The organism is Psychrobacter sp. NPDC078409, from assembly GCF_050268505.1.
In the GTDB taxonomy this organism is placed as follows: Bacteria; Pseudomonadota; Gammaproteobacteria; order Pseudomonadales; family Moraxellaceae; genus Psychrobacter.
In genome coordinates this window covers 550,665-564,383 of sequence record NZ_JBNNGW010000001.1, presented here as the reverse complement: position 1 = coordinate 564,383, position 13,719 = coordinate 550,665, and the positions used below count along the sequence as shown (strand labels likewise).

The 13,719-nt window shown below is 43.3% G+C and carries 12 protein-coding genes; 9 read left to right on the top strand and 3 right to left on the bottom strand.

Features of this window, described 5'->3' with window-relative positions; translation table 11 throughout:
• Nucleotides 1-7 precede the first annotated feature (7 nt).
• The 5 genes from ACQKC9_RS02030 (at nucleotide 8) to arfB (ending at nucleotide 4,392) form a co-directional block, all read left to right on the top strand.
• A complete protein-coding gene (locus ACQKC9_RS02030) occupies nucleotides 8-1,015 on the top strand; it encodes an NADP-dependent oxidoreductase (protein WP_427620312.1) in 1,008 nt (335 codons plus the stop codon).
• A gap of 3 nt (nucleotides 1,016-1,018) precedes the next feature.
• Entirely contained in the window at nucleotides 1,019-1,801 is a 783-nt protein-coding gene (locus ACQKC9_RS02025) for an SDR family NAD(P)-dependent oxidoreductase (RefSeq protein ID WP_102078818.1), read from the top strand.
• A 174-nt stretch (nucleotides 1,802-1,975) separates the two neighbouring features.
• Nucleotides 1,976-2,737: an SDR family oxidoreductase gene (locus tag ACQKC9_RS02020; RefSeq protein ID WP_101205627.1), complete on the top strand. Its 762-nt coding sequence runs from the start codon at nucleotides 1,976-1,978 to the stop codon at nucleotides 2,735-2,737.
• A 213-nt stretch (nucleotides 2,738-2,950) separates the two neighbouring features.
• A complete protein-coding gene (locus ACQKC9_RS02015) occupies nucleotides 2,951-3,793 on the top strand; it encodes an HpcH/HpaI aldolase/citrate lyase family protein (protein ID WP_427620311.1) in 843 nt (280 codons plus the stop codon).
• Nucleotides 3,794-3,978: 185 nt separating this feature from the next.
• A complete protein-coding gene (arfB, locus tag ACQKC9_RS02010) occupies nucleotides 3,979-4,392 on the top strand; it encodes an alternative ribosome rescue aminoacyl-tRNA hydrolase ArfB (RefSeq protein ID WP_102091188.1) in 414 nt (137 codons plus the stop codon).
• A gap of 143 nt (nucleotides 4,393-4,535) precedes the next feature.
• Here arfB and ACQKC9_RS02005 read toward each other — a convergent pair whose 3' ends face one another.
• The 3 genes from ACQKC9_RS02005 to ACQKC9_RS01995 all read right to left on the bottom strand — a co-directional run bounded on the left by ACQKC9_RS02005 (nucleotide 4,536) and on the right by ACQKC9_RS01995 (nucleotide 9,633).
• A complete protein-coding gene (locus tag ACQKC9_RS02005) occupies nucleotides 4,536-6,389 on the bottom strand; it encodes an autotransporter domain-containing protein (protein ID WP_427620310.1) in 1,854 nt (617 codons plus the stop codon).
• 413 nt (nucleotides 6,390-6,802) lie between these two features.
• The gene (locus tag ACQKC9_RS02000; RefSeq protein ID WP_427620309.1) at nucleotides 6,803-8,080 is read right to left on the bottom strand and encodes an MFS transporter; all 1,278 of its coding nucleotides are present in this window, start codon (nucleotides 8,078-8,080) and stop codon (nucleotides 6,803-6,805) included.
• Nucleotides 8,081-8,433: 353 nt separating this feature from the next.
• Complete coding sequence (locus ACQKC9_RS01995; protein WP_427620308.1) at nucleotides 8,434-9,633, bottom strand: sugar transporter; 1,200 nt, start codon at nucleotides 9,631-9,633, stop codon at nucleotides 8,434-8,436.
• 734 nt (nucleotides 9,634-10,367) lie between these two features.
• Here ACQKC9_RS01995 and ACQKC9_RS01990 point away from each other — a divergent pair.
• The 4 genes from ACQKC9_RS01990 (at nucleotide 10,368) to ACQKC9_RS01975 (ending at nucleotide 13,719) form a co-directional block, all read left to right on the top strand.
• On the top strand, nucleotides 10,368-11,282 hold the full coding sequence (locus ACQKC9_RS01990) for a hypothetical protein (protein ID WP_427620307.1): 915 nt from the start codon (nucleotides 10,368-10,370) through the stop codon (nucleotides 11,280-11,282).
• A 57-nt stretch (nucleotides 11,283-11,339) separates the two neighbouring features.
• Nucleotides 11,340-11,924: a YqiA/YcfP family alpha/beta fold hydrolase gene (locus ACQKC9_RS01985; RefSeq protein ID WP_427620306.1), complete on the top strand. Its 585-nt coding sequence runs from the start codon at nucleotides 11,340-11,342 to the stop codon at nucleotides 11,922-11,924.
• A gap of 97 nt (nucleotides 11,925-12,021) precedes the next feature.
• On the top strand, nucleotides 12,022-12,654 hold the full coding sequence (locus tag ACQKC9_RS01980) for a TetR/AcrR family transcriptional regulator (RefSeq protein ID WP_427620305.1): 633 nt from the start codon (nucleotides 12,022-12,024) through the stop codon (nucleotides 12,652-12,654).
• Nucleotides 12,655-12,735: 81 nt separating this feature from the next.
• Nucleotides 12,736-13,719, top strand: coding sequence for an MDR family oxidoreductase (locus ACQKC9_RS01975; RefSeq protein ID WP_427620304.1), 984 nt, complete (start codon nucleotides 12,736-12,738; stop codon nucleotides 13,717-13,719).

Below are 13,719 nucleotides of genomic sequence, written 5' to 3'. Positions count from 1 at the left end.
AAGAGACATGACAAAAATTAATAAACAATGGCGCCTAAAAGCAAGACCAGTAGGCGAGCCAAGCGCTGAAACTTGGGATTATACCGAGACAGAAATACCGACGATTACCGATGGTCAGCTACTGATTAAGGTTGAATACATCTCTATCGATCCGGCGATGCGTGGTTGGTTGAACGATGCCAAATCTTATATCGCGCCAGTACAAATTGGTGAAGTTATGCGCGCCGGTACTGTGGGTGAAGTGATTGAAAGTAAGCATGAGAAATTTGCAGTAGGTGACTATGTCGCAGGTCACGATGGCGTACAGTCATATGCGGTCAGTGATGGTACAGGTCTACATAAAGTTGATCCAAGTCTAGCGCCGCTGTCTTACTACTTAGGCGTCCTCGGTATGCCAGGTATGACAGGATATTTTGGGTTGCTAAAAACAGGTCAACCAAAAGCGGGTGAGACCGTGGTCGTCTCTGGCGCTGCTGGTGCGGTTGGTAGCTTGGTTGGTCAGATTGCCAAGATTAAAGGCTGCCGTGTCGTTGGTATCGCGGGCGGTGCTGAGAAATGCAAGTTCTTGGTCGATGAGCTTGGGTTTGATGCGACGATTGATTACAAAAACGAAGATGTGAAAAAAGCACTAAAGAAAACCTGCCCAGACGGCGTCGATGTGTACTTTGACAACGTAGGCGGTGATATCTTAAATGACGTGCTTACCCAGATTAATCTACATGCGCGTATCGTTATTTGCGGGGCTATCAGCCAATATAACAACACCACAGCAGTAAAAGGCCCATCGAACTATCTATCACTATTGGTCAATCGTGCTCGCATGGAAGGCATCGTAGTATTCGATAATATCAAAGAATATCCAATCGCTATGAAAGAGATTGCTGGCTGGATTCAGTCAGGTGATATGAAAGTAAAAGACCATATCGTTGAAGGTATCGAGACGTTCCCTGATACTTTGATGATGCTCTTTAACGGTGAAAATTTCGGCAAACTAGTACTTAAGGTAGAGGGATAGATCATGACACTGAATACAAATGGAATTGCATCAGATGTAGCTGGCAAACGAATTTTGATCACGGGCGGTGCATCAGGCATCGGTGCAGCAAGTGCGTTGTTGCTAGCCAGTCGCGGCGCAAAAGTCGTCATTGGTGATATGGCAGAAGAAATGGGCGAAGCAGTTGCCAAACAAGGTCAAGATGCTGGCAACAGTATCGTCTTCAAAAAAGTGGACGTGACCAGTGGTGATGAAGTGCGTGCGTTATTTGACTTCGCAGTAGAAACGCTTGGTGGCCTAGATGTTGTGGTAAACAACGCTGGTATCGACCACAAGCCTTCACCAATGCATGAGCTAAGTGATGACGACTTTGATCGCAATATCGCAGTGAATTTAAAAGGCGTTTGGCACTGTATGCGTGCTGCGGTCAATTGTATGATACCTAATGGCGGTGGTCATGTGATCAACGTCGCCTCTATTGCTGGTCTGCGTTCAGCGCCTATGATTTCAGCCTACAGTGCAGCTAAACATGGGGTTATGGGTTTGACTAAGTCTGCTGCCCATGAGTACGCGCGCGCCAACATTCGTTTTAACGCAGTATGCCCAAGCTTCATTGATACGCCAATGGTTCGCAATACTATGGCAACGATGGATGAGCGTACGCAGCAAGCAACGATTAAGGCCAGTCCACTGCGCCGCCTAGGAAACGTCAGTGAAATCTCTAGTGCGATTGCGTGGCTTGCCAGCGATGAAAGCAGCTTTATGAATGGTCATGCCTTCACCTTAGATGGTGGTATGCTAGCGTAACCGTGATCGTTGAGCGCTCTTTGTTCAGTTCATTAGTGCTCGATAATCGCTGTTAGTTTTGACAGCGATTATCTGCATTTAGTTATCTGATTTTAGATACACGTTTTAGATACATGAATTTAGCGCTCAAAAACTATCGAAAATATAAAGTTTATAAAAATATAAGGAATAACGATGAAAGATTTATTTGATTTAACCGGTAAGGTGGCTCTAGTAACTGGTGCGAGTCGTGGTATTGGTGAGTCTATTGCCCGTCTATTGGCATCAAGAGGCGCACATGTGATTGTCTCAAGCCGCAAAATCGATGCCTGCCAAGCAGTCGCTGATAGCATCAAAGCTGACGGTCACAAAGCCAGCGCTTTTGCTTGTCATGTAGGAGACATGGAGCAAATTGACGCAATTTTTGAGCATATCAAAAGTGAATTTGGTCAAATTGATATCTTAGTTAATAACGCTGCAGCCAACCCTTACTATGGTCACATTTTAGATACGGATTTAGCCGCCTTTGATAAAACGGTTGAAGTTAATATCCGTGGTTACTTCTTTATGTCGACGGCCGCTGGCAAAATGATGAAAGAGCAGGGTGGCGGTGTCATCTTAAATACCGCATCGGTCAATGGCTTAGTAGCAGGCGATAAACAAGGCATCTACTCAATCACCAAAGCGGCAGTCATCAGCATGACCAAAGCCTTTGCTAAAGAATGTGGCCCACTTAATATCCGTGTTAATGCGCTATTGCCAGGTTTGACCGATACTAAGTTTGCCTCTGCATTGACTACTAATGATAAAGTCTTAAAAATGGCACTACACTCAATTCCGCTAGGACGTGTGGCTGAGCCTGATGAAATGGCTGGTACCGTATTGTATCTAGTGTCGGATGCCTCAAGCTATACCACAGGTGCGACTATCGTTGTCGACGGCGGTATGTTAGCTTAATTAGCAAAATACAGCATATAAGTTCAAGAACAATTTACTATGAAGAGCCGCATGAGATTCATTTTCATGCGGTTTTTTTGATTTGATTTTCGATTGAATATCTAAGTAGCCTTGGCTTTATGCTATAGAATGGCGAATCTTGAATGGGGATCAGCTGTATAGTGGCATAATAAATATGCTAATAGCTACTTGGACAATATGATGGAGTCACGCATGAATTCAGTTATCAACAATAAAATAAAAACGATTTCTCAAAATAAAACATGGCTGTTTGTGCCAGCGACTCGCATCGATAGAGTAGCGAAAGCCTTTGCTAGTGGTGCAGATGCGGTTATTGTAGATTTAGAGGATGCCGTTGCGCTAGAAGATAAAGCGTCCGCACGCGAAGCATTACAGCAATATCACGACAGTGCAGGTTATCAGCCAATTTGGGTACGTATTAATAAGTCAGGTAGCGAAGAATTTTTCAAAGACATAGTGCTTTGTCAGAAGATGCCTAATTTAGCTGGCGTGTTATTGGCCAAAGCTGAGCAAGAAGAAGATATTAATAGCGTACATCAGCTTACCAATTTACCCGTGATTGCATTGATTGAGAGTGCGATAGGATTGTATCAAATCGATAGTATGGCAAAAGCGGTCGGGTTGGCCGCGTTTAGTTATGGATTTTTAGATCTGTGCAATGATTTGCAAGTACAAGTAGGAACGCCTGCTGCTGATATCATCGCCAACCAAATCCGCTATCAACTAATCCTGACGTCAAAAGTGCACCAATTATCGCCACCCATCGATACTATTTATCCTGATTTCAATGATAAAGTAGGCCTAAGCGCCCGAGTACAGCTATGGTCACAAATGGGTATGTCTGGAATGCTGTGTATTCATCCCAAACAAGTGGCGGTCGTCCAACAAGCATTGCAACCAACAAATGAGACTTTGTTATTCGCACAGCGTGTGATTGAGGAGTACGAGCGGAGCGGGCAGGCAGTATTTAAAATAGATGGCGAGATGGTCGATGCGCCAGTGATTGAACGTTGTCGTCAACTGTTGGCAAAGTAGCAGGTCAATCCATATTTAGTTAAATATAAGTAGTCGGTTCAATATAATTTGGTTACCAGGAAGCTGAGTGAAAGTATTACAAGCAGTATACTAAGCGAGACTGACACCGTACCTAATTTATAGAGGATTGACTATATAATGCTTTATCATAAACCATATCCATTCACATTCGATAAAAGCAAACTATGATTTTCATTAATAATAATATCAGCCTCAATGATAATGAGGTAGAGATCAGCGCCATACGAGCGCAAGGCGCAGGTGGCCAGAATGTCAACAAAGTATCTTCTGCCATTCACTTGCGTTTTGATATTAACAACTCAAGTCTGAGTGATGAGTACAAGCAGCGACTGCTAAATAGCAAAGATAGCCGAATAACAAAGGAAGGCGTACTAATTATCAAGGCGCAGCAATTTCGAACCCAAGAGCGCAATAAAATAGATGCGCTTGAGCGTTTGCAAAGCTTTATCACCAAAGCCACTTACGTTAATAAAACGAGAAGGCCGACCAAGCCAAGCAGAAATGCCAAACGTAAACGGGTGGATAAAAAGACACAGCGCGGTAAGACAAAGGCTTTGCGCGGTAAAGTAGATTTTTAGAGAGTTTGTGATATTAGGTTTTGTCGTTGAGAAGCGGAAAACTTATAGAGCAAAAGCTGTAGTAGGCTATGAGGTTTTTTGAATTTAGAATGGTATAGGCGATTAATTATCACCTATACCATTCTTTTAGATTAACGACTTATTTAGAATGCACCATTAAGTCCAACGAATAAGCTGGTTGAGTCGTCGTCATTACCTTGTGAATGGGTAATACCAGCATTGGCATTCAATAGGCCAAAGCTTCTAGATAGGCCAAGTGTCATAGCAACATTATCATCATCAGTTTCGACCATAGGCGTCTCAAAGCTGATATTTGGTAGCGTATTCAAACGTGCGGTTACTGCTTCGCGATTGTCACTCAGCTGCTTTTGGTAATGAATATCACCAAATAGGTTGAGGTTCTCCATCAAGCTATGATTGGCTTTGAGACCAAGCTTGCCATATGTCGTAGAGTATTTCTGCTCATCGAACTGCATAGCAATGCCAGACATCTCTTTTTCTTTGAGTCCGTCAATTTTTACGCGGCTCGCTGTGGCACCGATATAAGGCGTAACGGCAATATTGCTCACTTGCATTGGGTAGCCTGCCTGCAGGTTGGCATAAAAGCGCTTGCCATCAGCATTTGACTTAAACTGCTGTTGGTTACTGCCTAGTGTCACAGCACGTGTGACATCGACATCCATGTTGCCAAATCCTGCAGCACCATTGATCTGTAAACCACCAAACTTGTTGCTGTGATAGACACCAAAACCGACCTCTCCTAGATCAACATCACTTAAACCTGTGCCAACGTCTGAGTTTTCAAAGTCTTTTTGGGTGATATTGCCATACAAGCCTGTCACGGCATTGGCTGAGTTAGGATGAGCAAAATCTACGCCAAGCAATACTTGGGTATTATTATCACCATCAAACCCAGCAATTTCTTGATTAGCGACTTCACCGACGGCCCATAGTGTACGGGCAGGTTTTTGCTCACTGCTTTGGATTTGATTGACGTGTGACTGTAAGCGCTCATTGGTTGCAAGTCCAGTTGTCGTTGCAATATGAGGCAATACACCGATTAGGCTAGGTGCTGTGACAACAGCATTTGCATAGTCAGCGATCAGTTGATGAGTAGCACCTGTTGGATGTATGCCATCAGCGAAGAAGTAGGTTTCGTTGGCATTTGCTTCTACAAGCGTATCAGGTCCACAAGTTAGAGAGCTATTGTTGTCACCGCAAGCTTCATCGGTGACATTAGTGAAACCATACTGAGCAGGCGATGCAATGATCTCTTGAGTTAAGCTAAACATATCTAGCGGTATGATATTAGCGCCAGTATTTGCTGCGGCACTAAGCATGAATTGATTGTATAGACTAGTAGCACCAGTACTTTGCGCCTGTGCTACAGGCCCTTGATCAATAACTCTAGGGGTTAGACCGACATCGGGAATATTAGGTACCAAGATATATTTGGCACCATTGTTTTTTAATGCATTAATCGTTTCGGTTTGGCTAGCTACTGCTCCAAGTATGGTCGCCTGAGCATTAGCAGGATTTTCAGCCGCCGCAAGCAAGTCATTTGCACCTGCCCACACCACATATAATCCATTAGGATCTACTGTGTTATTGGCGAGATAACTATCGACTTGGCTATTGGCAGAAGCAATAGGAATACCGCCAGGGAAGACCGCTTCTTCGCCTGCTCTTGCACCACCGATAGCGTAGTTATTACCAATTTGAGGACTACCGAATACAACGGGAACAGCCGTGGTACCTAGCTGCTCAGCGAATGAGGTCGCCCATGTGTTGTCAGGGTTAGTAGTAAACTGAGCAGGACCTGGTACAACTTGACTAAAATAGCCACCATCGGTCAAGCTATCACCGAAAAAGGTGACACTGTCATAAGCATTTGCGTGAGAAATACCAGCGATAGATAGGCTGACAGCCAGCATGCTTTTGGTAAAAGTTTTGAGAGTGGTATGGCTAATTTTAGAACGTGAGGTATTACGAGGCATAGCGACTTCCTTGTCATCAATGTAATAGTTTGTCAACCGAGTGTAACCACTTTTTAGAAAGCTAGCAATCGTTTTGATTGCAAAATTGCAAGAATATCTCCTTATTTGAATAAGTTTTTAGAGCATAAAAAAGGGGTATTCAAGTATTAAACAATCATACTGTCTCGCTCACATAATATTTTGTTTCCTTCTATGTAATTATGCTGTAAGCACCTAATTTTTATTCAGTTATTTTTATTGAAAGTATAAGGCTTATCTATTGATATTGCTTTTTTAATCCAAGTAACTGCCCAATTATATTTAGTATAAACTCAGCACTCCATAATAAGATAATCAGGCCAAATGCGCATACAGATGTCACTGGTAGCAAGAGCAAAGTATAGTTAGCAGTATCAATACTATAGAGACTGGAATTAAGCTTGTTTCTGTGGACGCAATAATAAGGCAAGTCCAAGCGCTACAAAAGCGGCGATACCAGATATCATATAACTGATACTAAAGTCACCAGTGACTTCTGCAAGATAACCTGCGGCTACTGGCCCAAGAGCTTGCCCACCTGAAAAAGCAAAGGTCAGCGCTGCGAGCGCACTTGCCGCCGCCGCAGGCCCGAAATAATCGCCTGCAGAAGCTGCCATAATGACAGGCACACTCCACACTACTAAACCAAACAGTATAATTGACAAGTAAAGCCCTAAACTCCAATCAGTAAGTCCGACCAACAGATAAGCGATGGCAAGGAAGAAAAAAGCCAGCGCCAGACCAAGGCGTCTACCAATATGGTCAGAAATCCAGCCAAACAACATGCCTGAGGACATGCTAAGCAGTCCAATCCATGCCCAAACACCACCAGCAGTCGCTTCACTCAGTTGATACGAGCCAACCATACTGGTCACGATGAAGGTAACGTAAACCATATAAGTAGCGCCATAAATGGCAAAGATAACACCTAAATGTACGAGTAGCTTAATATTGCTACGTTCTAGCTTTTTCTTATTTTTAACAGGTAAGGTAGGTGCGTGCCCAAAAGGGCTTTGTCTGACATCGTCTGGATGATTGCGAATCAAAGTAAAAGTAAGCCAAGCTACCGCAATATTAATCACGGCGAAAATTAGCCAACCTGTTTGCCAAGACAATAGAGTAGAGAAGGGTAAGAGTTTGGGTACGACGAAGCCTGATAAAATGATACCAAAGCCGGGTCCTGCCATGACTAATCCTAAAGCGAGCCCGCGGTGCGAAGGAAAAAACCAATGCGACATGACGCTCATCATTGGTAAGACCACGCCGCCGCTACCGATACCAGTCAGCACATAGAGTGCGCAGAGTATTGGAAAACTGGTGGTAAAAGCCATACCGAGCATAGAGACAGCAATGAGGAGGAGACTTGCCGTCGCAGTCGTTCGAGTACCCAACCGAGGTAGAATAAGCGGGCTTAGAAGCACAGCAACGAGATATCCTATTAGGTTGGTGAATCCCAATATACCGCTTTGGGTATAATTTAATCCTAGAGAAGATGACATGGATGGCAGTAACATGCCAAATGCGAATCGTCCTAACCCAAGTCCGCAGAACATTGCTACAGAGCCTGTAGCAGCAACGATCCAAGCATAATGCAATTTACCCAACCTAAGGGGCGCAGTGTTATCTTGATTTCCTTGCTCTGGACTGTCTTGTTGAGTCATTCCATCAGGCATCACGAATCTCCAACAAGTTGAAAATTCGCAATATATATCGTTACTAAATTTAGATCGTAGGTAATGACTTCCTTGTTTTGAATAGTATCCATCTCACACTCATCCTTTTGTGCTTAATCCTTATCAGTCCTTTATTAAGTATACTTATAGCCTAAGCATACTCATGTCCAATAAAATTAGTATAACTGCACCTGAACGTTCGTTCAATGAATATATAAGCAATCCTCGTAATGCTTTCATAGACCATAACAAAAAATGCCAGCCCATTTAGATGGCTGGCATTCTGCTTATTGTTCTCTGACGGTTCCTTCCCGACTGCTATTTTTGGCTATCCTTTAATATCGACTTATTATTTAGCCAAGTCGTTTACTCAGTTCAGGAAAACGCTTGATCATAAATAGCATCAAGAGTAACGCCACAACTGCGATAGCCGCACCGGTGTACCCTACGCTAGATAGTGAGATATGCGTCACGGCATAACCGCCGAATAGCGCACCCGTACCAATCCCCAAATTAATAATACCTGAGAACATCGACATTAGCATGTCTTGCGCATTGACATCGACCATGATGACTTTGGCCTGCATGGAGATAATCAGTAGCATGAGTGCCGCGCCCCAAAGTAAGGCGATAAAGCTGAGCGCCCATACAGAGGTCACTGCTAGCAACAGCGCAAGCATAGACACGAGCATCAGTATGGTCGATATCAGCATCAATCTGGTATTGAACCGATCGCCCCAACGACTAAAAATCACACTGCCCACAATTCCTGCTGCACCGAATAATAACAGTACAAAAGTTGCAGCGTTTTCACTGATATTACCGACTTGGCGCATGAATGGTTCTATATAAGAATAAGCCGTATAGTGCGCTGTAAAGACCAATAAAATAAGCAGGTACAGACAGACTAACAATGGGTTTTTGAGTAGCTCTGGAATCTTTCTAAAAGACCCTTCAAACATACTAGGTAGCGTTGGTAAGAGTCTCGCTTGTAGAATAAATACAATTAAGGCGATGACGCCAATACCGCCAAAGGTCGCACGCCAACCAAACCATTGTCCGACTAAACGTCCTAGCGGTACACCCAGTACCATTGCTAACGACGTACCCGTCGCCAGTACGCTAAGCGCCATGGCTTTTTTGCCTTCAGGCGCGACGCGTATCGCGATTGCAGCTGTGATCGACCAAAATATCGCATGCGATAACGCAATCCCAACTCGACTAATGAGTAGCACGTCAAAGCTCCATGCAAATACGGACAGTACGTGACTGGCAATAAATACGGCAAAAAGGCCCAAGAGTAAACGTTTGCGCTCAAATCGACTGGTTAGTAGCATTAGTGGCAATGACATCGCTGCGACAATCCAAGCATAGAGTGTCAACATCCAGCCAGTCTCGGCCGTCGTAATAGAGAAGTCTTGGGCAATGTCGCTCAACAGCGCCACAGGGACAAACTCTGTGGTGTTCATAATAAAGGCACTAACGCCCATCAAAAATACTTGAAAATACTGAGTTCGGCGAGCGTTTGAGCTGGCCTCAAGGTTATGTGTCATAAAGTCCAATACAGATGCGAATACTACGTGTGATAGGTCAAAGTGGGGTAGGTTTAATTAGAATACAAGGTTTGCGGGGCAAGATAGCAAGCCCACGTCGATCGTGAAAGGTGTTTTTTGATAAGGATTGTTAATTAGACGTTTATTGAAGATGCTTGAGTAATATGAAACTGTCGCTAATGATAATTATTGTGTTGGGGTCCTTGCTAACGACTAAACTACAATTCATTTAAAGAAAAGCGACATCAGTTGTCGTAGAAGTTTTAAACGGCTTTATTTTTATGTGAGCCTATATTATAGTTATTAGGTCAGGCAAAATGACATGAGATAAAAACCAGTTAACCCTCGGAGCGCAACGCTTCACTTTTTAACTGAGTTTTTAAACGCTATCTTAGCGAAGTCTTTCTAGTAGTGTTATTTACGTTTAATCCTAAACTTCTGTGCCTGTACAAACCTAAAAAATTATATTTATTAATAAACAAAAAACTTAGTAGAAAGAAACTCGTTAACATTGCAAAAATATTAGCGATGTGACAGCGAAAAACTGTGTCTAAAAAGCCTATCAGAATTAAAAGCTACTACCTTACCAAGTCGATTAATTTACTTAACTTTATAGATAATGACGTCATTTAGATAATGGCGAATAGGCTCGGCTGGCTTGAAATTGGCACTCAGACCAGAAAATAAAAATAAAGCGACATGCAAACCAAAATCAAAATAATAAGGATATAACGATGACGAGATTAACGTATCAGTTTGAACAAAAACGGTTAGACAATATGCAATGGTCGGTTGGCTCAAAGCTATCTGGTATAACGGCATTAACAAATGATGAGAAAGGCCGAGTACGCAAACAGCCATTGTTTTACTTCGAAACGGTTTCTATAGACAGTTATGAAGATGACATTTACTTCGTGAACAATACTAATGAGACGCTCAGATGGGTAGCGCCTTTTAAACCCTATCGAAATATAACTGAAGCCAGAGCGAAATTGGGCGATAGCAGTGATGAAAACTTACGCAAAGTGACGCTCTATAGTGATGACATGAACAGCGTATATCAGGATGTACTGCCTGAGCAGGGCGTGCGGATTGGTAGTAATCATATCATGTACGACAGTGATGCGATGATGCAGTGGTTTATACATGTGCCATATAAAGGGCCAGATATGCATTATGCGATTTGGCGTTTTAATGTAGTGGAAAAGGGCGGGATTCGAGGAACTTATCCATTGTTGTGGGATGATTTTAGTAAACCCTCGCACATGGTGAGTTGTGACTGTCTGTCTGAGCGGGCTGATATGCCGATAGAGGCCAGTATTTATGAAGAGCGCTGTGCAATGCTTGACAGGCTTATCGGGTCATTTGGCATATCAAATGCCATATTCATATTAGCGATAAATGATGTGCTTTATCGTTATGGCGTGGGCTGGAGCGCGCCTTATAGCGAGTCGGATATACAGGCGCAAGACATTGCGATGAAACTAACAGCACAAAAGCCAGAAAATGTGGGAGTGGTGAAAGCTATTGTCCAAGCGGTTTATGACTTTTGGTTTAACGAAGGTTTTTCAAAAAATATCTCAATGCTGGCTTGTGAGGAGCTTTTGAGCCTGTATCAAGCGCAGGTTGCTAGCCAGAAACCAGTTTAATTTATAAGCCAAATTATCAAGAAAAAACCTAAATAATAATTAAAAAAGGAGAACCTTATGATGTGTCCTATCGAAAATAATGATACGTTTTTATTGTTTTTTCATGGCTTTGATTCAAGCAATGAGACCAGTAAATATACCTGTATCACACGTGAGCCTAAATATTGCCAAACGGTCAATTATCGAGAGAGTTTTGCAGAAATATTTGAGATTTATGATGCTTTGATTCGTGAGAAGATGACACAGTATCCACGTGTGGTGTTGGCGGGGCATTCTCTGGGTGGCTGGTTTGCCAATCATTTTGCCCATAAATACAACTTGCGGGCACTGTTGATTGCGCCTTGTGTCTATCCAAGTGAGGTATTGGCTGACCGTATCCCTGACGTGGCTGATATGAAGCTATCTTTTCCCACAACCAATACCGAGATGGTACGAGTCATGGTAGAAGTCGATGATGAAAGTCTTGATGTGGCAGTGGCTAGAAGAACCTTAGTGAATCTGCCTGATATCTGGGACGTCGATTATTTTGCAGGCGGTCATCACCGTATCGCTCGTAGTAGTGATATTTGGTATCACTTAACTCATCTGTGCGAAGATCCCATTGTTTGGATGGATGAGGCAACATATCATGGTGAGGACTAATAGTAAGGACAGTCAAAAAACTAGAGCAGCCAATGGATAAATAAACCGCTAAAAATAATCGATTGACATTAAAGACGATCGGTCATAATATTCATGCATGACGATTACTAAGCCAAAAGCCCGTCGAGGGCGTCCACCCAATGTTGAACGAGAGTTTACGGATACCCGTGAAGCTCTTTTGAGATCTGGGATGGAGATGCTGACAGAGCAAGGCTTTGCGACCACTGGTATCGATGCCATACTCAAACGTATCAATGTGCCTAAAGGCTCTTTCTACAATTACTTCAAAAACAAGGAAGCGTTTGGACAGGAAGTATTGAGGCAATACGCGTTATATTTTGTTCGCAAGCTAGATCATTGTTTTTTAAATGAGCAAGTATCTCCTATGCAGCGTATCAGTGATTTCGTTGAAGATGCTAAGTCGGGAATGATCAAGCACGAATTTCGACGCGGCTGCTTGGTAGGTAACTTAGGCCAAGAGGTCGTAGTGTTGCCTGAGAGTTTTCGTTGTGAGTTAGAAAACATATTGCTTGATTGGCAGGAGCGTTTAGCGGTTTGCTTGCGTCTGGCAGTACAACAAGGACAAATACCTGCTAATAGTGATTGTGATGAGCTGGCTGCTTTCTTTTGGATTGGTTGGGAAGGTGCGGTTTTGCGTGCTAAGTTGACGCAAGATGTCAGTCCATTAGATACTTTTTTCCGAGGTTTTGTAGCAGGAATACAGAAGTAATTTTTTTATTTATATTTTTAGACGACCGGTCTAAATTATTTTTTACTTATTTATAGACGATTGGTCTAAATAGGAGCTACTATGTTTAAAGCAATATTAATTGAAAAAAATGACGATGTTTATCAGTCCAATCTGACTGAGATACAGGACGCGCAATTGCCTGAGGGTGATGTGACGGTTCGTGTGGCATATAGCACACTCAATTACAAAGATGGATTGGCCATCACGGGTCGTAGCCCTGTGGTACGCACATTTCCCATGGTTCCAGGGATTGATTTAGCGGGTACCATTGAAATAAGCAGCCATCCCCGCTACAAAGCTGGTGACAAGGTATTGTTAAATGGTTGGAGTGTGGGTGAGAAGTATTGGGGCGGTCTATCACAAAAAGCGCGATTAAACGGTGACTGGCTCATCCCGCTCCCTGAGTCGATGACTGAACGTCAGGCGATGGCGATAGGTACAGCAGGATATACCGCAATGCTTTGTGTAATTGCGTTAGAGCGTCATGGACTCACACCAGAGCGTGGAGAAGTATTGGTGACGGGTGCTAATGGCGGCGTTGGTAGCTTTGCTATCGCACTTTTAGCCAACCAAGGTTACTCTGTCACAGCCTCTACGGGACGTCTGGAAGAAACCGAATACTTAAAGAGCCTTGGTGCAACGACGATCATTGATCGAGCGGAATTAAGTAGTCCAGGACGCGCACTCGGTAAAGAGAAATGGGCCGCAGCAATTGATTCTGTTGGTAGTCATACGCTGGCCAACGTTTGTGCTAGCACGTGTGAAGATGGTTTAGTCGCTACTTGTGGACTGGCTCAAGGCATGGATTTCCCTGCTACTGTTGCGCCATTTATTTTACGCGGTGTCAGTTTGCTTGGTATCAATAGTGTGACACGACCTTATGATGAGCGTGTAGAAGCATGGCAGCGTTTGAGTACAAGTTTGGATATGACGCAATTGGATGCAATCACCAGAGAGATTGGTCTAAGCGAAGTCATTCCGACAGCAAGTGAATTGTTGGATGGCAAGGTTCGTGGTCGAATAGTCGTTGATGTCAATCGTTAA

What these genes read in the sequence shown, in the direction of transcription:
- ACQKC9_RS02030 (WP_427620312.1), top strand. Translation starts at nt 8, where the DNA reads ATGACAAAAATTAATAAACAATGGCGCCTAAAAGCAAGACCAGTAGGC.
- ACQKC9_RS02025 (WP_102078818.1), top strand. Translation starts at nt 1,019, where the DNA reads ATGACACTGAATACAAATGGAATTGCATCAGATGTAGCTGGCAAACGA.
- ACQKC9_RS02020 (WP_101205627.1), top strand. Translation starts at nt 1,976, where the DNA reads ATGAAAGATTTATTTGATTTAACCGGTAAGGTGGCTCTAGTAACTGGT.
- ACQKC9_RS02015 (WP_427620311.1), top strand. Translation starts at nt 2,951, where the DNA reads ATGAATTCAGTTATCAACAATAAAATAAAAACGATTTCTCAAAATAAA.
- arfB (WP_102091188.1), top strand. Translation starts at nt 3,979, where the DNA reads ATGATTTTCATTAATAATAATATCAGCCTCAATGATAATGAGGTAGAG.
- ACQKC9_RS02005 (WP_427620310.1), bottom strand. Translation starts at nt 6,389, where the DNA reads ATGCCTCGTAATACCTCACGTTCTAAAATTAGCCATACCACTCTCAAA.
- ACQKC9_RS02000 (WP_427620309.1), bottom strand. Translation starts at nt 8,080, where the DNA reads ATGCCTGATGGAATGACTCAACAAGACAGTCCAGAGCAAGGAAATCAA.
- ACQKC9_RS01995 (WP_427620308.1), bottom strand. Translation starts at nt 9,633, where the DNA reads ATGACACATAACCTTGAGGCCAGCTCAAACGCTCGCCGAACTCAGTAT.
- ACQKC9_RS01990 (WP_427620307.1), top strand. Translation starts at nt 10,368, where the DNA reads ATGACGAGATTAACGTATCAGTTTGAACAAAAACGGTTAGACAATATG.
- ACQKC9_RS01985 (WP_427620306.1), top strand. Translation starts at nt 11,340, where the DNA reads ATGATGTGTCCTATCGAAAATAATGATACGTTTTTATTGTTTTTTCAT.
- ACQKC9_RS01980 (WP_427620305.1), top strand. Translation starts at nt 12,022, where the DNA reads ATGACGATTACTAAGCCAAAAGCCCGTCGAGGGCGTCCACCCAATGTT.
- ACQKC9_RS01975 (WP_427620304.1), top strand. Translation starts at nt 12,736, where the DNA reads ATGTTTAAAGCAATATTAATTGAAAAAAATGACGATGTTTATCAGTCC.